This is a genomic window from Streptomyces brasiliensis (assembly GCF_014647875.1).
Lineage (GTDB): Bacteria > Actinomycetota > Actinomycetes > Streptomycetales > Streptomycetaceae > Streptomyces > Streptomyces brasiliensis.
The window spans coordinates 456,063-474,516 of record NZ_BMQA01000001.1 but is presented as its reverse complement, the minus strand read 5'-3'; the positions used below and the strand labels follow the sequence as shown (position 1 = coordinate 474,516).

The 18,454-nt window shown below is 72.4% G+C and carries 12 protein-coding genes and 1 pseudogene; 4 read left to right on the top strand and 9 right to left on the bottom strand.

Annotated elements, in window-relative coordinates:
* Window positions 1-165: 165 nt before the first annotated feature.
* Window positions 166-1,962: a ricin-type beta-trefoil lectin domain protein gene (locus IEZ19_RS02170; protein WP_189309218.1), complete on the top strand. Its 1,797-nt coding sequence runs from the start codon at window positions 166-168 to the stop codon at window positions 1,960-1,962.
* 60 nt (window positions 1,963-2,022) lie between these two features.
* On the opposite strand, the gene IEZ19_RS02165 is transcribed toward IEZ19_RS02170, so the two are convergent.
* The 5 genes and pseudogenes from IEZ19_RS02165 to IEZ19_RS53365 form a co-directional block, all read right to left on the bottom strand.
* On the bottom strand, window positions 2,023-2,514 hold the full coding sequence (locus IEZ19_RS02165) for a universal stress protein (RefSeq protein ID WP_189309217.1): 492 nt from the start codon (window positions 2,512-2,514) through the stop codon (window positions 2,023-2,025).
* Between the two features lie 65 nt (window positions 2,515-2,579).
* Window positions 2,580-3,839: an SLC13 family permease gene (locus IEZ19_RS02160; protein ID WP_189309485.1), complete on the bottom strand. Its 1,260-nt coding sequence runs from the start codon at window positions 3,837-3,839 to the stop codon at window positions 2,580-2,582.
* Between the two features lie 94 nt (window positions 3,840-3,933).
* The gene (locus IEZ19_RS02155) at window positions 3,934-5,172 is read right to left on the bottom strand and encodes a polysaccharide deacetylase family protein (protein WP_189309216.1); all 1,239 of its coding nucleotides are present in this window, start codon (window positions 5,170-5,172) and stop codon (window positions 3,934-3,936) included.
* A 188-nt stretch (window positions 5,173-5,360) separates the two neighbouring features.
* Complete coding sequence (locus IEZ19_RS02150) at window positions 5,361-6,065, bottom strand: DUF4232 domain-containing protein (protein WP_189309215.1); 705 nt, start codon at window positions 6,063-6,065, stop codon at window positions 5,361-5,363.
* A 1,177-nt stretch (window positions 6,066-7,242) separates the two neighbouring features.
* Window positions 7,243-8,055, bottom strand: a pseudogene (locus tag IEZ19_RS53365) (serine/threonine-protein kinase); the annotation flags it as partial.
* Window positions 8,056-8,101: 46 nt separating this feature from the next.
* On the opposite strand from IEZ19_RS53365, the gene IEZ19_RS02140 reads away from it, so the two are divergent.
* Window positions 8,102-8,650, top strand: coding sequence for an RNA polymerase sigma factor (locus IEZ19_RS02140; protein ID WP_189309214.1), 549 nt, complete (start codon window positions 8,102-8,104; stop codon window positions 8,648-8,650).
* Window positions 8,651-8,692: 42 nt separating this feature from the next.
* On the opposite strand, the gene IEZ19_RS02135 is transcribed toward IEZ19_RS02140, so the two are convergent.
* The gene (locus IEZ19_RS02135; RefSeq protein ID WP_189309213.1) at window positions 8,693-11,071 is read right to left on the bottom strand and encodes a SpoIIE family protein phosphatase; all 2,379 of its coding nucleotides are present in this window, start codon (window positions 11,069-11,071) and stop codon (window positions 8,693-8,695) included.
* A gap of 258 nt (window positions 11,072-11,329) precedes the next feature.
* On the opposite strand from IEZ19_RS02135, the gene IEZ19_RS02130 reads away from it, so the two are divergent.
* The gene (locus tag IEZ19_RS02130) at window positions 11,330-14,416 is read left to right on the top strand and encodes a glycoside hydrolase family 2 TIM barrel-domain containing protein (RefSeq protein ID WP_189309212.1); all 3,087 of its coding nucleotides are present in this window, start codon (window positions 11,330-11,332) and stop codon (window positions 14,414-14,416) included.
* A gap of 84 nt (window positions 14,417-14,500) precedes the next feature.
* Here IEZ19_RS02130 and qcrB read toward each other — a convergent pair whose 3' ends face one another.
* Entirely contained in the window at window positions 14,501-15,976 is a 1,476-nt protein-coding gene (qcrB, locus tag IEZ19_RS02125; RefSeq protein WP_189309211.1) for a cytochrome bc1 complex cytochrome b subunit, read from the bottom strand.
* Window positions 15,973-16,905 carry an RNA polymerase sigma factor SigJ gene (sigJ, locus tag IEZ19_RS02120; protein WP_189309210.1) on the bottom strand — a complete coding sequence of 311 codons (933 nt, stop codon included), beginning with the start codon at window positions 16,903-16,905 and terminating at the stop codon, window positions 15,973-15,975. The genes qcrB and sigJ overlap by 4 nt, the downstream gene beginning before the upstream one ends.
* 193 nt (window positions 16,906-17,098) lie before the next feature.
* Here sigJ and IEZ19_RS02115 point away from each other — a divergent pair, with 193 nt between their 5' ends.
* Window positions 17,099-17,710, top strand: a complete 612-nt coding sequence (locus IEZ19_RS02115; protein WP_189309209.1) for a hemerythrin domain-containing protein — start codon at window positions 17,099-17,101, stop codon at window positions 17,708-17,710.
* Window positions 17,711-17,727: 17 nt separating this feature from the next.
* Here the strand turns inward: IEZ19_RS02115 and IEZ19_RS02110 are convergent, their stop codons facing one another.
* The gene (locus IEZ19_RS02110; RefSeq protein WP_189309208.1) at window positions 17,728-18,450 is read right to left on the bottom strand and encodes a 2OG-Fe(II) oxygenase; all 723 of its coding nucleotides are present in this window, start codon (window positions 18,448-18,450) and stop codon (window positions 17,728-17,730) included.
* Window positions 18,451-18,454: the final 4 nt, after the last annotated feature.

The following is an 18,454-nucleotide window of genomic DNA, read 5'->3' as shown; positions in this document are numbered from 1 at the left end:
GGTGAGCACTGTTCGCGTGCAGACAATTAAGCACTTCTCTGCAGGCGCGTGGCCGCTCCCCGTACGCCCCCACGCTTCAAAAGAGCTGCCGTAGGCGGACGTTCGAGATGCCGCATACCCCTGGTACGGACTAATTCCCGCGTTGCGTCAGGGAGGAATGCAGCCGTGGATGACGCTGGCCTGTCGAATTCCCCGGGTCCTGCTCCACCGTTCGGCATCACGGACGAGCAACTGAGCACCGAACTGAAGAAGTGGACAGGATCGACGCCCGCGCTGCATCCCGTCGGTGAACTCCTCGACCGGCACTGGGAAGCCGCCTTCGCCTACGCCCGGCTGTGCACCGACGGAACGCGCGCCGCCGGAATGCTCACCACGGCCGCATTCACGCGACTCTTCGGTGAATCGCTCCGACAGACGGGCCCGACCTCCGCGTGGCGGCCCCATCTGCTCGTCACCGTCCGGCGCATCGCGGCGGAGTGGGACAACGACGGACGCCAGGAACTGCTCAACCCGGCCCTCCGCTCCGGCACCGGTGAGCGGGCCGCGGCGCGGCTGCTGCCGCCCACGGACCGGCGCCTGCTGTCCCGGGCGTTCCAGCGGCTGCCCCAGTCCTCCCGTGCCGTGCTGTGGCACACCGAGGTCGAGGCCGAACCCGCCTCCGTACCGGCCGCACTCCTCGGCCTCGACCCGGAGGGCGCCGGCATCGAACTGCGCCGGGCCCGCGCTCGGTTGCGCGAGGAGTGCCTCCAGGTCCATCGCGAACTGGCGGCCGAGGACGAGTGTCTGCGCTACGTCCGCATGCTCGACGTCACCTTCCGGCGCGGCGGGGCCCACGTCGATCCGGACCTTCGGCAGCATCTCAACCGCTGCCGGCACTGCCGCCACACCGCGGACCAGCTGAACCGCTTCAACGCCGGCCTCGGACTCGCCCTGGCCGAGGCGGTATTGGGCTGGGGTGCCCAGGCCTACGTGGAGTCCCGGGCGGGGCTGGCCGCGGCCGGCCCCGAGCCCGAGCCCGCCGCGACCGCACTCCCGGCTCCGATCGGCGGGGAGGCCTTCGCGGCGCCGACCGTGCCCCGCCCCCCGGCCGGGGGGCGCCGCTCCGCACACCGGGCCGCCCGCCGCGTCCGCCGGCGGAATCTCGCGCTGGCCGTGGCGACCGTGAGCGGACTGGTCGTGCTGCCCCTGGTGTTGTGGGCCGTGTTCGCCTCCGGCGACGGAGCCGCCCCCGCCCACGACGGAAAGGCCACCGCCACGCCCGGCTCCGGACCCTCGAAGTCTGGTCCCTCCTGGGCCGGTGCCGACGCGTCCGCCCAGGGCGTTCTGCGCGGGCGGCTGCGCAACCTCGCCGCCGGACTCTGTGTCGACCTGGTCGGCGACAAGGCGGTCAAGGGTGCGGAGACCGAACTCGCCAAGTGCTCCTCCCACGCGAGCCAGCAGTGGACGTACGAACCCGACGGGCTCCTGCGCAGCACCGCCGCCCCCGATCTGTGCCTGGACTCCCGCCTCGGCTACTCGGTCCGACTGGCCCCGTGCACACGCACGTCGGCGAAGAGCGGCAAGAACGTCCGCTACGACTTCACGCTCCAGGGCGCTCTCGTGCCCCGATCCGACCAGGATCTGGCCCTCACCCCGGCGGCCACCGACGGCGCGGGCGCCCTCGTCCTCAAGAACCGCACCGGCACCACCGTGCAGCGCTGGGTCGTCGACACCTCCAAGCCCGATCTCCAGATGGAGGTCGTCAACTGGGGCAGCGAGCACCCGGTTCCGGCCCGGCCCACCCCCATGGCGACGCGCCCGCCCTCACCGACCCCCTCGGCGACCGCGTCGACCCCGGCGCCGAGCCCGTCGAGCAGCGGGCCGGCCGACTTCTGCGATCAGTACCCCGACTACTGCCACGGCGACGGGCGCAGCGGCGGCTGGGGCGACGGGGGCGGTGGCGACGGGCGACGCGGGCGCTGAGGCACGGCGCGGTTGAGCGGTGCTGCGGCGGCGTGGCGGGATCGTGGTCCGGCGCCGGTGTCAGCGGTGGTGTGCCGGCGGGGGCGGGATCGTGGTGAGGCCCGGTGCCGCCTCCGGCCAGACCAGCAGCACCGGGCAGGGCGCATGGTCGACGGCGAAGCGTACGGCGGGGCCGAGGCTGCGCGGGCCGAGCCGGGTGCGGTCGCCGTCGCGGGCCAGCACGAGCAGATCGGCGCCCTCCGCGGCCGCCACCACCTCGCGCTCGACCCGACCGGTCCGCTCCACCTCGGTGCACGGCCGGCCCAGCCGCTCCGCCGCCGCAGCCAGGAGCGCGCCGGCCGACCTCTCGTCCAGCTCGTCCATCCGGTCACCGGGATCGTGCTCGCTGCCGCCCCGGCCGAGCAGCCCGGCGAACGCGCCGTGCGCCAGCCCCGGCACGCCCGGCTCGGCCACATGGAGGAGCACCACATCGCCGGCCGCCGGGACATGGGTGCGCACCGCGTCCACACAGGCGGGCCAGGTCCCCTCGGTGAGCCAGACCACCACCCGCATCCCGACTTCCTCCCGCCCTCTCGGATCTCCTGGACGCACCGCCGCGCACGACCGGGCGTCCCTCGTCAGACGCCGACGACCCGCAGCGCCCCCCACAGTGCCACCACCGCCACGCCCAGTGCGGACGGCACGGCGACGAGTCCCAGTCGGGTGAACTCCTTGAGGTCCACCCCGTGTTCGTGCTGATGCACGATCCTCCGCCACAGCAGCGTCGCGAGCGACCCGGCGTACGTCAGGTTCGGGCCGATGTTCACCCCGAGCAGCACGGCCAGCACCGCGCCGGGCCCGGCCGGGGCGGTCAGCGGGAGCAGAACCAGGACCGCGGGCAGATTGTTGATCAGATTGGCGAGTACGGCGGCCAGCGCGGCGATCCCGAGCAGCGCGGGCAGCCCCGAGCCCCCGGGCAGCACGTGTCCGAGTGCGTCCTCGAGCCCGTTGTCGACGACCGCGCGGACCACGATGCCGAGCGCCAGCACGAACGCCAGGAACGCCGGCGCCGCCGCCCGTACCACCGTCAGCGGCGTGGCCTTCCCGCGCAGCAGCGCCCGCCCGGCCAGCACCAGCGCTCCGGCCAGCGCCGCCCACACCGGCTCGATGCCCGCCGCCGACGCCACCACGAACCCGGCCAGCGTGCAGCCCACCGTCACCAGCGCGAACAGCGGCAGGCCCGGAGCCTCACCCGGGTCCGGGACCACGGGCGCCGCGGCGGACAGGTCACGCACGAAGAACCGTCGGAACACCACGTACTCGGCACCGATCGCCGCCAGCCACGGCAGCGCCATCAGCACCGCGAACCGGCTGAAGGTCAGCCCGCTCGCCATGAACGCCAGCAGGTTCGTCAGATTGGACACCGGCAGCAGCAGCGACGCCGTGTTCGACAGATGGGTGCAGGCGTACACGTGCGGCTTGGGCCGTACGCCGGTTCTGGCCGCCGTGGCGAACACGACCGGCGTCAGCAGCACGACCGTCGCGTCCAGACTGAGCACGGCCGTGATCACCGACGCGAGCGCGAACACCGCCGTCAGCAGCGGCACCGGACGCCCCGCCGCCCAACGCGCCATCCACGCCCCGCAGGCCCGGAAGAGCCCCTCGACGTCGCAGAAGTGGGCGAGCACCAGTACGGCCGCGAGGAACCCGACGACCGGACCGAGCCGTTCGGCCTCCGCGCGGGCGTGGTCGAGCGTGATCGCGCCGGTGCCGATGGCGAGGCCCGCCGCCGGCACGGCCAGCGCCGCCTCGGGCAGCCCACGGGGCCGGGCGACGGCCCAGGCGAGCACGGCGACGAGCAGGACGACGGACAGGGCCTCGGCGAGCGGGGTGTTCAGGGCTCCTGCCTTCGGGACGCAGCGGATCGGTCTGTGCCCGCCCGTGAAGTGATCAGGACGTGCCCGCCCATGAAAACAGACCTCGGTATGAGGGCTACGCGGAGCGGGCCCCCGCCGCGCCCAGGAACTCCGCCCATCCGCCGGCCGGGGCCTGTCCCGGTACGAGCGTGCGCAGCCTGCGCAGCACCGCCGGGTCCTGCGCCTCCAGCCACGCCACGAGCTGCTTGCACGACACGAAGCGCACGTCGTCGTACTCGGCCATGCGGCCGATCGCCTCCTCCACGGCGTCCATGTAGATGCCGCCGTTCCAGCGCTCGAAGTGGTTGCCGATGAAGAAGGGCGCACGGTTGCTCTCGTACGCGCGCCGGAAGCCCGAGAGATAGGTGTCGCGGGCCTGCGCGCGCCACACGTCGTACTGGGAGCGGTCGCCGAGTGGGTTCCCGGCGGACTGGTTGGCCATCATGTTGTAGTCCATCGACAGCACCTGGAAGGAGTGGCCGGAGAACGGTATGGACTGCAGCGGGAAGTCCCAGATGCGGCCGCCCTGCACCGTCCCGGGCCAGATCTGCAGCCCGCCCGGCGAGCTGGCGTCGTACTTCCAGTCGAGCGCGGCGGCCGTCGGCAGCAGCGCCGCCTGGCCTTCCAGGCAGGGGGTGCGGCCGCCGATCAGCTCCTTGCGGTAGTCGAAGGGGAGGGGTTCGAGGTCGGTGAAGCCGGTGTTCGTGCGCCACTCGGTGACGAAGCGGACGGCCTGGTCGATCTCGCTGCGCCACTCGGCGGGCGCCCAGTTGCGTACGCCGTCCGCGCCGCAGAAGTGCCCGTTGAAGTGTGTTCCGATCTCGTGGCCCTCGAGCCAGGCGGAGCGCACCTGCTGGAGCGTGGCGTGGATGTGCCGGTCGGCGAGGTAGCCGATGGCGGACGCGCCGACCGCGTGCCGCGGCGGACGGTAGAGGTGCTTCTTGGACTCGGGCAGGGTGTAGATGCCGCTGAGGAAGAAGGTCATCGCGGCGCCGTGGTCGGCGGCCACCTTCCGGAACCGCGAGAACAGCTGGTTGCTCAGCTCGCCCGCGCCGTCCCAGGAGAACACCACGAACTGCGGCGGGCGGGCACCCTCCGCCAGCCGCGTCGCCGTCGGCTGCTTCGGCTGCGCGCCGGTGTCGGCGGTGGAACCGTCGCCGATCGGGCGTGCGGGCCGGGCCTGCTGCGTGGGCGTCTCGCCGGCGGGGCTGTCGCCGCCGACGGACCAGCCGCCGGCCGAGCAGGCCGACAGGGCGCCCAGCGCACCCGCCGTCGCCCCCGCGGTCAGCAGCCGCCTGCGTGAGATGCCGTTCATGCGTGTCCCCGATTCCCTCGTCACGGCTCCGGGCGGAGCCAGTTCGCTGTGCGGTCGAGGGGTTCGATGGGAGGCTCGGGCGGAAAGATCGCGGCGGTCGGGACGTGTTGCCGTGCTGTGACACTCGGGGCGGTTCCATGACGAACCCCGCTGCCCGGGAGCGGACAGCGGGGTCGGGGAGGGCGCGGTCAGGCTCCGGTACCGGGGCTGAAGACCGTGAGGAAGACGGAGGAGGAGTTGCCGGACACGGGTACCGTGCCGGCCGTCCACGTCACCTTCAGGGAGTCCCGCTCGTCCGGCGGGGTGACGAGCAGAGCGGCGGGCGTCGCCGTCTTGGCGCCGCTGATCTCCGGGTTGGAGAAGGTCAGTCCCGCCCAGGCGCTCTGGCCCGGCTTCAGCGTGACCGTCGCGGGCGAGCCGGAGGAACGCTTCGGGTCAGGGCCGAGCTGACCGCCGGACGCGTTCACGAAGGCGGCGCCCGGATAGCCGTGCAGGGTGCAGGTGCGGCCGGACTTGTTGGTGAGCACGATGGGGAAGTTCTCCTGACCGGCTCCCGGGTTGTTGCGACCGACGGAGGCGCCGAGTTCGGAGGTGTGGCAGCGGGTACCGGTGCTGGTGGCCGTCTTGGTACCACCGCCGCTCGATTCGCCGGCCGTGCCGCCGGTCGGCGCGGACGACGGCGACGGCGAGGAATCGTCCGGGGCGGCGGCACTCGGGGACGCGGACTCGTCGCCGCCCGTGGCGTTCTCGGTCGCGGGTGCGGCCGTCCCCGTGACCTTCTCGGGACCGGCCTGGACGCCGGTTCCGTTGCCGCAGGCGCTCAGGAGGCCCAGTGCGGCGACCGAGCTCACGAGCAGGGACGCCCTGCGCAGGGACCGGGACGTGTACACCATATGTCTCTCAACACTCCTGGATGATCACGGCACGCGGCGGCGCGCCTGCGGCGCCTCGTGCGCCGTCATGACACTCCGATGCGCGGACCGCCGGAAAAGTTCGCGGTTCTGATGAAATTCTCCCCGCTCTCCCCGTTCACCGCGTGCTACGCGGCGGAGCGATGCCCTCGCCGTCCCGTCAGGCGATCCGCAGGGAGCGCAGCACACGGTCCGTGGCGGCGGTCGTGCCGTCGTTCGCGCGGTCCGCGTGTTCGCGGACCTGCACATACACCTGGGGCTGCGCCGCGCCGCCGGTCCGGGCCAGCGCGGTCTCGCTGACGGAACCGCCGCCGGAGCAGTCGGTCCAGGTTCGGGTACGGCCCTTCCAGCCGGCGCCGCTGAAGGCGTGGCTGCCGGCGTAGTGACAGCCCGCGTGCGCGAGGGCGTTCACCTTGTCCGCCACGTCCCCGTGCTCGCTCAGCCCGATGAAGACCCCGTTCACCGGGGTCGAGAGATCGGGCCACTTGGCCAGGTCGTCGGCGACGGCCAGCCCCGGCTCCTGCCCGTCGCGCAGACCGAGCGCCTTCGGATTCCACCCGGAGTCGCGCAACTGCCGCCCCCAGCTCGCGGGCACCTCGGCGGTGACGCGACCGGTGGCGTCGGCGACTCGGACCTCGTCGGCGGGGGAGCCCCGGTTCACGAGCGTGACCAGCACGGCGGCGACACCGGCGGCGAGGACCGCGGCAACGGCGAGGGCGACGACACCGAGCCGCTTGCGAATACCGTCCAGCCGGCGGGGGACCGGGGCCCCCGACGCTTGCCCGGTGCGGTGGGGTCCTCGGTCGGGCGGGGCCGCTGCCTCCTGCCGGGCGCTGTGTCCCTCGTGGCCCGCCTGGCTCGACGAGGCTGGTCCGTCACCGTCGAGGCTGCGGTCGGCCGGGACCGCGGGCGTTTGCCCGGCGCGGTCGAGTCCCCGGTCGGGCGAGCCCTGCGGTCCCTGCCCGCTGCCGATGAGCCCGCTGCCCGTCGGGTTCGGCGACGCCTGCCCGCCGCTGTACGGCATCCTGTCGGCCGGAACCGCGGGCGCTTGCCCGGCGGCGTCGGGACCTTGACCGGGCCAGGGCGGCGCCTCCTGTCCTGCGCCGTACAGCCCGCGGCCGTCAGGGGGCGCCGTCCCCGGCCCTGGCATGGTGGGCCCGCGCCCCGCCGGTCCCGCCGCCCCCCGTCCCGCGAGCCGTTCCAACTCCTCCGCGAACTCGCGCGCGCCCGGCCACCGCCGTTCCCTGTCCGGTTCCAGGGCGCGCATCAGCGTGCGTACGACGTCCTCGTCCAGGTCCGGGCGCAGCCGGTCCGGCCGTACGATCCGGCCCGGTGCTCCCGGCACCGTCCCGGTCAGCAGCTCGTAGCCGACCGCGCCCAGGCTGTACACGTCGGCCCGCGCGTCGATGCCCGCGCCGGGCTCCGCCTGCTCGGGCGGCTGGTAGCCCGCCGAGCCCGCCGCCAGCGTGAGGCCGGAGGCCTGGGCCAGGCTCTTGGCCAGGCCCAGATCCCCGAGCAGTAGGCGCCGGCTGCCGTCCGTCGCCGTGCGCAGCAGCACATTGCTCGGCTTGATGTCGCGGTGCACGATCCCCGCGTCGTGCAGCGCCGCCGTGCCCCGAGCGGCCAGTGCCGTCAGCCGCAGCGCATCCGGCACCGGGAGAGGTCCTTCGGCGAGCAGGTCGGCGAGGGTGCCCGCGTCGGCGTACTCCATCACGAAGTACGGCCTGCCGTCCGGCAGTTCACCGATGTCGTAGACCTGCACCACACGGTTCGAGTCGGCCCTGCGCAGCAGCCGCGCCTCGGACAGGAACCGGTCCCGGACGTCGAGCCGGTGCGACCAGTTCTCCGCGAGGACCTTCACCGCCACAGGTGCCTCGAGCTGATCGTCGTGGGCGAGCCACACCGTGCCGAAGGCGCCGCTGCCCAGGCGTCGTTCGAGTCGGTAGCGGCCGATCCGCTCGAGGGAATGCATGCGACTATCATGCCTGCCCTGAGATCGACTCAAAGGGGGACCTCCCGTGCACGATGCGGCGCTGACCGAAGACCTCGCCCGGCGCGCCGCCGCGGGCGACCCCCAGGCCCTGGACCGGCTGCTCACCGAGGTCCGCCCCGAGGTCGTCCGCCGCTGCGGGCGCTTCCTGCCGTGCCGGGAGGACGCCGAGGAGGCGGCGCAGGACGTGCTGCTCCAGATCGCCCGGAAGATCACTGCCTTCGAGGGCCGCAGCCGCTTCAGCACCTGGCTCTACACCGTCGTCGCCAACTGCTCCCGGCAGAAGTACCGCGAACTCAAGCGCCGCGCCGCCGAACAGCCCGGCTCGATCGAGCCCTCCCAGTACGTCGACCCGCGCACCACCAGCGTCATCGCGGGCTCCCGCGTCGACCTCCTGGAGGCGCTGGACCGGCTCGAGCGCGAGCATCCGCACCTCGTCGCGCCGCTCGTCTACCGCGACATCTGCCAGCTCGACTACGCCGAGGTCGCCGAGCGCGTCGGCATCCCCCTCGGCACCCTCAAGTCGCGCCTGCACGAGGCCCGCAAGCAGGTACGACCCTGGCTCTCCGCGTCCTGAGTCGCCCCGTCCCTCGTCGCAGTTCGAGGCGCCCGAGTCGCGCTACTCCTCCTCCATGAGCGACAGCTCCGCCCAGATCGTCTTGCCGTCGGCCGTGTGCCGGCTGCCCCAGCGCTGGGTGAGCTGGGCGACCAGGAGCAGACCGCGACCGCCCTCGTCCCAGATCTTGGCGCGGCGCAGATGCGGGGCGGTGTGGCTGGTGTCGGACACCTCGCAGATCAGTGTGGTCGCGTCGTGGATCAGCCGCAGCCGGATGGGGCGCGAGCCGTACCGGATGGCGTTGGTGACCAGCTCGCTCACCACCAGCTCCGCCGTGAACGCGGTCTCGCTCAGCGACCACAGGTCCAGCTGCTCCACGACCTGCTTGCGGATCGGGGCGACCAGCGCCGGATCGGCGGGGATGTCCCAGGTCGCCACCTGCGAGGCGGGCAGCCCGAGCGTGCGGGCGAGCAGCAGGGCAACGTCGTCCGCCGCGCCGCCGCGCGGCAGCAGGGCCGCCAGGACCCGGTTGCAGGTCTCGTCCAGCGAGTCCGCGTGCGAGCCCAGGGCCGCGCACAGCAGGCGGTGGCCGGCGTCGACGTCCCGTTCCCGGCTCTCGATCAGCCCGTCCGTGAACAGCGCGAGCAGGCTGCCCTCGGCCAGCTCGAACTCGGCCGACTCGAAGGGCAGCCCGCCCAGGCCCAGCGGGGGACCGGCGGGCAGGGTCAGTTGCACGGGCGGGCCGCCGGGCGGGACCAGCACCGGCGGTGGATGCCCGGCGCGGGCGAGCGTGCACCGGCGCGAGACCGGGTCGTACACGGCGTACAGACAGGTCGCGCCGACCTCGCCGGGCATGTCCTCGCCGGTTTCCTCCTGCGACAGCCGCACCACCAGGTCGTCGAGGTGGGTGAGCAGTTCGTCCGGCGCCAGGTCGATGTCGGCGAGGGTGCGTACGCCGGCGCGCAGCCGGCCCATGGCCGCCGACGCCTGGATGCCGTGCCCGACGACGTCGCCGACGACCATGGCGACCCGCAGCCCGGACAGCGGGATCACGTCGAACCAGTCGCCGCCCACGCCCGCGCGCGCCGCGGGGAGATAGCGGGAGGCGGCCTCCACCGCCGCCGTGCGCGGCAGTGTCTGGGGCAGCAGGCTGCGCTGCAGGGCGATGGCGGTGTCACGCTCCCGGGAGTAGCGGCGGGCGTTGTCGATGCAGACGGCCGCGCGGGCGGTGATCTCCTCGGCCAGCAACACGTCGTCCGGCGTGAAGGGGTCCGGACGCCGGTGCCGGGTGAGGACCGCGACCCCCAGGGTGACGCCGCGGGCCCGGATCGGCACCGACATCGTGGAGTGCATGCCGAAGTCGCGCGCCCGCTCGGTGCGCGCCGTGTCCCAGGCCAGCCACAGCTCCAGGTCGCCGGACGCCGTCGAGCCGACGACGGTGCGGCCCGCGAGGAGCGAGTGGGCCTGCGGGGAGGCGGCAGGATAGGTCGCGAGCCCACCGGGCGCGATCATCGCCTCCGGGGCGCCGGTCAGGACCGACCGGTGCGCGGCCCGGCGCAGCACGACGGGCGCCGTGAGCCGTGCCTCGGGGCGGGCGCCCGGCTCCGCGGGGTCCAGCAGGTCGACGCGGACGAAGTCGGCGAGCGCCGGCACGCACACGTCGGCCAGCTCCTGCGCCGTACGGATGACGTCCAGGGTGCTGCCGATGCGTTCGCTCGCCTCGTTGACCAGTTGCAGCCGCTCCCGGGCCAGATAGTTCTCGGTGAAGTCGTGGGCGGCCAGACACACCCCGCGCACCCGTCCGTCGGCGTCGGTGACCGGCGCCAGCCGGGCCAGCCAGGCGTGCGCCTTCTCCTCGCCGCCGGAGCGTGAGTAGGTCTGCACGTCCAGGGGACGGCCGGTCCGCAGCACCCGCAGCAGCTCGCGTTCGATGGCCTCGCTCTCCGGATTGCCGCCGATCTCCGAGACCCGCAGTCCCCGGGCCCGCTCCTCGGGCAGGCCGAGGACTTCGGCCATCGAACCGTTCATCCGGCGCAGCCGGAGCCGTTCGTCGTAGACGGCGACGGCGCACGGGGACAGGGTCAGCGCGTCGGCGGCAAGGGGGTCGCCAGGGCCGGCGGGGCCGGTGACCTCGAGCGGGGTGACGACGAGCCAGTCGGCGGGGCGGTCCTCGCGCGCCGGGCGGTGGTGGGCGAGCAGCCACACCGACACCGTACGGCCGTCGCGGTGGCGCAATCCGAGCGTCCCGTCCCACCGGGGTCCGGCGAGCGCCGGCGGGGCGGCGCCGTCGGCCAGCAGACCGGCGGCGGGCCGGCCCAGGACGTCGGCGGCGTCGTGGCCGAGCAGCCGCCGGGCGCCCTCGTTCCACTCGGTCAGTGTGCCGTCGTCGCCGATGACAGCCCGGGCCGTCGCCCCGTCTTCGAAGGGATAGTCCGGGCTCATCGTCGCCACTCCCGCGCACACACACCGTGATCGGATGCGTCACCTGAGTTCCAGCCTAGTGTGTCGGACCCGTCCGTGAGCCGTGAGCCTCGGCGATGGGGTGGAGCGGCTGCCGGCGGGCAAGAGGGATTCCGGCCGATGCGGTGCCGGACGACGGAGTGTGCCCGACCCTTGACGACTGCGTGTGGCAGGCCGTCAGAATCTGTTTGTTCACGATCAGTTGTGAGTACTTCTGGGCCCTGATGAGGGAGAGCCGCCATGACGGTCACTCGCAGATCGGTATTGGTCGCCGCGACCGCGGCGCCGACGGCCGGAGCACTACTGGGCGCACCCGGTGCGTGGGCAGCCGAGGCGTCCGGCGACGTCACCGGGCGCCGTACGGTCGCCCTGCGGGACGGCTGGCGCTTCGCGCTGGTCGACCCCGGTGGCGCCACCGACCCGACCGGCGCGTACGAGCACGCCGCCGACCCCGGGTACGACGACTCGGACTGGCGCCGGGTCGCCGTCCCGCACGACTGGAGCATCGAGCAGACGCCCACCACGGAGCACGGCACCACCAGCGGCACCGGATTCTTCCCGGGCGGCCTCGGCTGGTACCGCCTCGCCTTCACCCTGCCGCCCGCCCTCGCCGGACGGCGGATCTCGGTGGAGTTCGACGGCGTCTACATGGACTCGCACGTCTACTGCAACGGCACCGAGGTCGGCCGCCACCCCTACGGCTACACGGGTTTCGCCTTCGACCTGACCGATCTGGTGCACACCGACGGCAGAACCGAGAACGTCCTCGCGGTCCGGGTGCACAACCAACTGCCCAGCAGCCGCTGGTACTCGGGCAGCGGAATCTACCGCGAGGCCCGCCTGGTGGTGACCGAGCCCGTGCACGTGGCCCGCTGGGGCACGTACGTCACCACGCCGGACGTCACCGCCGAGCGGGCCGTCGTCCGGGTGCGGACCTCGGTGCTGAACGAGTCCGGCAGCGGCGCGGACGTGCAGGTCGTCTCACGGATCCTCGACCCCGACGGCCGTACGGCCGTTCGCACGTCCTCGACCGTCACCGTCACCGACGAGACGGCCGCGACCCATGAACTCATCGTCAAGAAGCCGAAGTTGTGGGAAATCGACGCTCCGCACCGGTACACCCTGGAGACCGAGGTGCGCGTCGGCGGCCGGACCACCGACACCGTCCGCACCGTCTTCGGCGTCCGCACCTTCCGCTTCGACCCCGACGAGGGCTTCTCGCTCAACGGCACCCACCACAAGATCAAGGGCGTCGACCTGCACCACGACCAGGGTGCCCTCGGCGCCGCGATCAGCATCGACGCCGTGCGCAGACAGATGACCATCATGAAGTCGATGGGCGTCAACGCCTTCCGCACCTCGCACAACCCGCCCTCGCCGGAAATGATCCAGGTCTGCGAGGAACTGGGCATCGTGATGATGGTGGAGGCGTTCGACTGCTGGCGCACCGGCAAGACGACGTACGACTACGGCCGGTTCTTCGACGAGTGGTGCGAGACGGACGCCACCGAGATGGTCCTCGCGGCCCGCAACTCGCCCGCCGTCGTGCTGTGGTCCATCGGCAACGAGGTCCCCGACTCCACCTCCACCGCCGGTCTGGCCATGGCCGACCGGATCATCGGCGCGATCAAGGCCGCCGACGACACCCGCCCCCTCGTCATCGGATCCGACAAGTACCGCCGGCTGCCCGCCAAGGGCTCGGCCGCCGATCTGATGCTCGCCAAGCTCGACGGCCTGGGCCTCAACTACAACACCGCCAAGTCGGTGGACGACCTGCACGCCGCCTATCCCCACCTGTTCCTGTTCGAGTCCGAGTCGTCGTCCGAGACCTCGACGCGTGGCACCTACCAGGAGCCCGAGCACCTCAACACCGGTGAGAACCACGCGCCGGGGCGGCGCGCGACCTCGTCGTACGACAACAACCTCGCCTCCTGGACGATGAGCGGCGAGTACGGGCACAAGAAGGACCGCGACCGGAAGTGGTTCGCGGGGCAGTTCCTGTGGTCGGGCATCGACTACATCGGCGAGCCGACGCCGTACAACGTCTTCCCGGTCAAGGCGTCCTTCTTCGGCGCGGTCGACACGGCCGGGTTCCCCAAGGACATGTACCACCTCTTCCGCAGCCAGTGGGTCGCCGAACCGATGGTGCATCTACTGCCGATGAGCTGGAACCACGAGGCCGGGGAGACCGTCGAGGTGTGGGCGTACGCCAACGTCGCCGAGGTCGAGCTGTACCTCGACGGGACCTCACTGGGCGTCAGGTCGTTCGACACGAAGACGACCACCGACGGCCGCGCCTATCTGGAGACCACCGAGGCCACCGGCGACGACAAGACCTTCACGGACGGTCCCTACCCGGGCAGTTACACCAGCCCCAACGGCAGCGCGGGCAGGCTGCACCTCACCTGGCGGGTGCCCTACCGGCCGGGCGAACTGAAGGCGGTGGCGCGGCGGAACGGCAAGGTGGTGGCCACCGACGTGCTGCGCACGGCCGGTGAGCCCCATGCGGTACGGCTCACCGCGGACCGCGAGTCCCTCGCCGCCGACGGCCGTTCGCTCGTCTTCGTGACCGCGGAGATCGTCGACGCGCACGGCGTCGTCGTGCCCGACGCCGAGCATCTGATCGCCTTCGACGTGACCGGCGGCTCGCTCGCCGGACTCGACAACGGCCGTGAGGAGAGCGCCGAGCGCTACCAGGCGAGCACCCGGACCGCCTTCCACGGCAAGGCCCTCGCCATCGTCCGGTCCGGCACGAAGGCGGGCACGCTCAAGGTCACGGCCCGAGCGGACGGCCTGAGCAAGGGATCGGTGAGCGTGCGCACCACGCCCGCTCACGAGGTCGTGCGCACGCCGGCCCCCGGTTTCGCACCCGACTACCCGGTTCCGCCGAACTACCCTCACGCCGACGCCAGTTACTCGGGCCGCCCCGACACCCTTCCCGCTGCCATGGTGGACGGTGATCCGGCAACCGGCTGGTCCAACGCCTTCGCCAAGTCGGCCACGGCCCTGCTGCCCGCCTTCAACGGGGCCCGGCCGCAGGATTGGGTGTCGGTCGACTTCGGGCGCGACCGGAGCATCGACCGGGTGGAGGTCTCCTTCACCGTGGACGCCACGCACACGCTGCCCGCCGCGATCGGGGTCGCGGTGTGGAACGGGCGGGCGTACACGCCGGTGGACGGCGTGACGGTGGACTGGGCCACGGAATCCGGCAGTCCGACCGTGCTCACCTTCACCGCCGTGCGCGGCTCCCGGATCCGGCTGACGCTGACGAGCGCGCACCCGGGGGAGGCGCAGGGGGCGGTGCGGATCAGCCGTCTGGAGGTCTAGAGGGGCCCGCGTAGGCGGGCCGTCAACCGGAACGCGGCCCTGGCCTGGATGGCGTCCTTCGTGGCCGACCAGGGCCGGCGCTCCTCAGCGCTCCCGCTCCACGAGCTCCCCGGGCCGTTCGTGCGCCGTCAGGGTGTGCAGTTCGGCCTGGGTGAGCGGCTTGTGCATCTCCACGTACTCGCCGTGGGGGAGGCGCTTGATGATGCCTGTCTCCCTGCCGTGGGCGACGAGTTCGCGGTCGCGGAGCTGGAGGCCCAGGCAGATGCGGCGGGTGACGACGAGGACGACGGCGGGAACGACGAACACGGCGATCCGGATCGTCCAGGTCACGGCGTTGATGGACAGATGCAGCCTGGTGGCCACGATGTCGTTGCCGCCGCCCGCGAGGAGGATCAGATAGGCGCTGATCCACGACGCCCCGATCGCCGTGCGGACGGGGCGGTTGCGGGGGCGGTCCAGGATGTGGTGCTCCTTGCCGTCCCCCGTCAGCCAGGCTTCCACGAACGGGTACACCCCGATGAACACCAGAAGCAGGGGGAACACGACGATCGGGATCAGCACGCCCAGGACCAGCGTGTGGCCCCACAGGGTGATCTCCCAGCCCGGCATGATCCGGACCAGGCCCTCCGCGAAACCCAGATACCAGTCGGGCTGGGCGCCAGTGGAGACCTGGTCCGCGCGGAAGGGGCCGTACTGCCAGATCGGGTTGATCGTCGCCACCCCCGCAATCAGCGTGAGGAAGCCGAACACCAGGAAGAAGAACCCGCCCGCCTTCGCCAGGTACACGGGCATGAACGGCGCGCCCACGACGTTGCGTTCGGTCCGTCCGGGACCCGCGAACTGGGTGTGCTTGTGGTACACGACCAGCAGGATGTGGACCACCACAAGCGCCGTCATGATCCCGGGGATGAGCAGGATGTGCAGCGAGTAGAAGCGGGCCACGATGTCGTGGCCGGGGAACTCGCCGCCCAGCAGGAACATCGAGAGGTACGTCCCCACGATCGGGACCGACAGCACGGCGCCGTTGACGAACCGCAGGCCCGTCCCCGACAGCAGGTCGTCCGGGAGCGAGTACCCGAAGAGCCCCTCGAACAGGCCCAGCAACAGCAGCGTCCAGCCGAACACCCAGTTGACCTCGCGCGGCTTGCGGAACGAGCCGGTGAAGAAGTGCCGCATCATGTGCGTCACCATCGCCGCGACGAACACGAGAGCCGCCCAGTGGTGCAACTGCCGCACCAGCAGCCCGCCGCGCACGTCGAAGCTGATGTGCAGGGTGGAGGCGTACGCCTCGGACATGCGGACACCGTTCAGCGGCACGTAACTTCCGTGGTACGTCACCTCGTTCATCGACGGATGGAAGAACAGGGTGAGGTACACGCCCGTCAGGATCAGCACGACGAAGCTGTACAGACAGATCTCCCCGAGCAGGAACGACCAGTGGTCCGGGAAGACCTTGCGCAGATACTGCCGGCCCAGCGCGTAGATGCCGAGGCGGCCGTCCGCCCAGTCGGCCATCCGCTCGCCCCTCGACGCCGGCTCCGGGCGCCGCTCGCCGCTCATGCCTCCTCCTTGCGCACGTGGGTGAGCTTCTCGGGGTTCGACACGATGTAGACGCCGGAGACCCGGTCGCCGTCCGGCGTGAGGTCCATGACCATCACCGCGTACGGCTCGTCGCCCGAGAACAGGACCACCGCGTCGTCGCCGTTGACCCGGCGGTAGTGCAGGTCGAGGTTCTGCGCGCCGCGCCGCGCCGCGTGCGCGGTGACGAGGCGCACCGCCTTGTCCCGGCCGTGCACCGGACGCAGCCCGGCTCCCCGGCGGTTTCCGCCGCCGTCCGTCCACACCGTCACGTCCGGTGCGAGGATCTCCATCAGCGCGCCGATGTCCCCGCCGAGCGCGGCTCGCACGAACCGCTCGGTGGCCTCCCGGCGCACCCGTGGATGCGCCTCGTACAGCGGCCGCCGCGCGTGCACGTGGGCCCGCGCCCGGTGCGCGAGCTGTCGTACGGCCGCCGGGGTGCGGTCGATGATCTTCGCGATCTCGGTGTGCGGATACCCGAACACCTCGTGCAGCACGAACACCGCCCGCTCCAGCGGCGTCAGCGACTCCAGTACCACCAGCATCGCCAGCGACACGGACTCCGTACGCAGGGCGGCATCGCCGCCGTCCGCCCCGGAGTCGGCGACCAGCGGCTCGGGCAGCCAGGGACCGACGTACGTCTCCCGGCGGCGGCTGATCGCCGCACGGCGCTGTACGGCGTGGTTCACCGCGATGCGCACCAGGTAGGCGCGTGGATGGGCGATCCCGTCCAGCGGTGCGCCGCCACCGCCGCGGGACGTCCACGACAGCCAGGTCTCCTGGAGGACGTCCTCGGTGTCGGCGACGCTGCCGAGCATGTTGTAGACGAGACCGAACAGCAGCTCGCGGTGGGCGACGAACACACCGGTCGCCTCGTCGATGAGGTCGCCGGCGGCAAGGTTCTCGGACATGGCGTGGGCCTCCCGTGGTGCGCTCACCAGTGCGAGGGCTCCCGGGGGCCCGAATGTGACACTCACGCGCCGATATGTGACGTACATCTCAGCGGAAGAGCCCCATGTCACACCCGTCCGGTGTCCCGGCCTCCTGAACGCGTCCGATGCCGCCGAACCCGGACCGGAAATCCGGACTGGAGGACACCGCACCATGACGATCGACTTCACCGGCATGTACGCCTCGCACGACGCCTTCCGCCGCGACCTGATCCGCCTCGCCGACGCCGTCGACGACGGCAGGGCCCACGCCGTACCGGTCCGGGCGGGCTGGGAGAACTTCAAGCGTCAGCTGCACATCCACCACACCACCGAGGACACCGGCCTGTGGCCGCGGGTGCGGGAGCGCGCGGCGGGCCGGCCGCGCGACCTCGCCCTCCTCGACGAGATGGAGGAGGAGCACTCCCGCATCGACCCCCTGCTCGCGGCCGTCGACACCGGGCTGGCCGACCGTTCGCCCGAACTTCCTTATCTCGTACGGGCGTTGACCGTGACTCTCGACGACCATCTCAAGCACGAGGAGGACAGCGCGCTGCCCCTGATCCAGGAGGTGCTGACCGACGCGGACTGGGCCGCCTTCACCGGCAGCCTGCGCCGTACCCAGGGGCTGCGCGGCGCCGCGCTGTTCGTCCCGTGGATCGTCGACGGCGTCCCGCCCGCCGACCGGGCCACGTTCCTGGACACCCTGCCCGCGCCGGCCCGTGTCCTCAACAGGTTGTTCTGGGAGGGAGGTTACCGGCGCAGGGGCATCTGGGCCCGCGCTTGAGAGGCGGTCCGGTACGCCTACGACGCGTCGTGGAACACGAGGCCCAGCGTGTGCCGCCGGCCCGAGCGCACCGTGCTCACGCCGTGCCGCATCGCTCCGGCCGACCAGCCGCGGCGGCTGCGCACCGGGCGGTCCCGGGTGGTGAACACCAGGCCGTGGCCCTGCCGCAGCACGGTCGCGGTGCCCCGGGACTGCGCCCGCGCCCGCTGCTCGACCATCAGGAACTCCCCGCCGGTGTAGTCGGTGCCGTACTCGTCGAGGGCCACCACGACCTGAAGCGGGAAGACCAGCTCGCCGAACACGTCGCGGTGCAGGGCGTTCCAGTCGCCCGGCCCGTAGCGCAGCAGGATCTGTGCCGACCGGTCCTGACCGGCCGCATGGCACCGCGCCAGCCACTCCTCAAGGGCGTCCGGCCACGGCGCCGGGCGGTCCAGACGGGCCGCCCAGGCGCGGGCGACCGGCAGCAGCCGCGGATACAGTGCGGCCCGCAGCGCCGCGACCGGCGCGGGCAGGTCGTGCGTGAAGTACCGGTACTCGCCGGAGCCGAACCGGTGCCGGGCCAGGTCGACCGTGGTGCGGAACAGTTCCGGCTTCTCGTACAGCGCGGTCAGCTCCCGGCACTCGGCCGGGGTCAGCAGCGGCGCCGTGAGGGCGCTGCCGTGCTCGTCCAGCTCCTCGGCGAGGCCGGCCCAGTCGCTGCCGGCCACGCGACGCAGGGCCCGTGCGACGGTGAGCGTCATGACG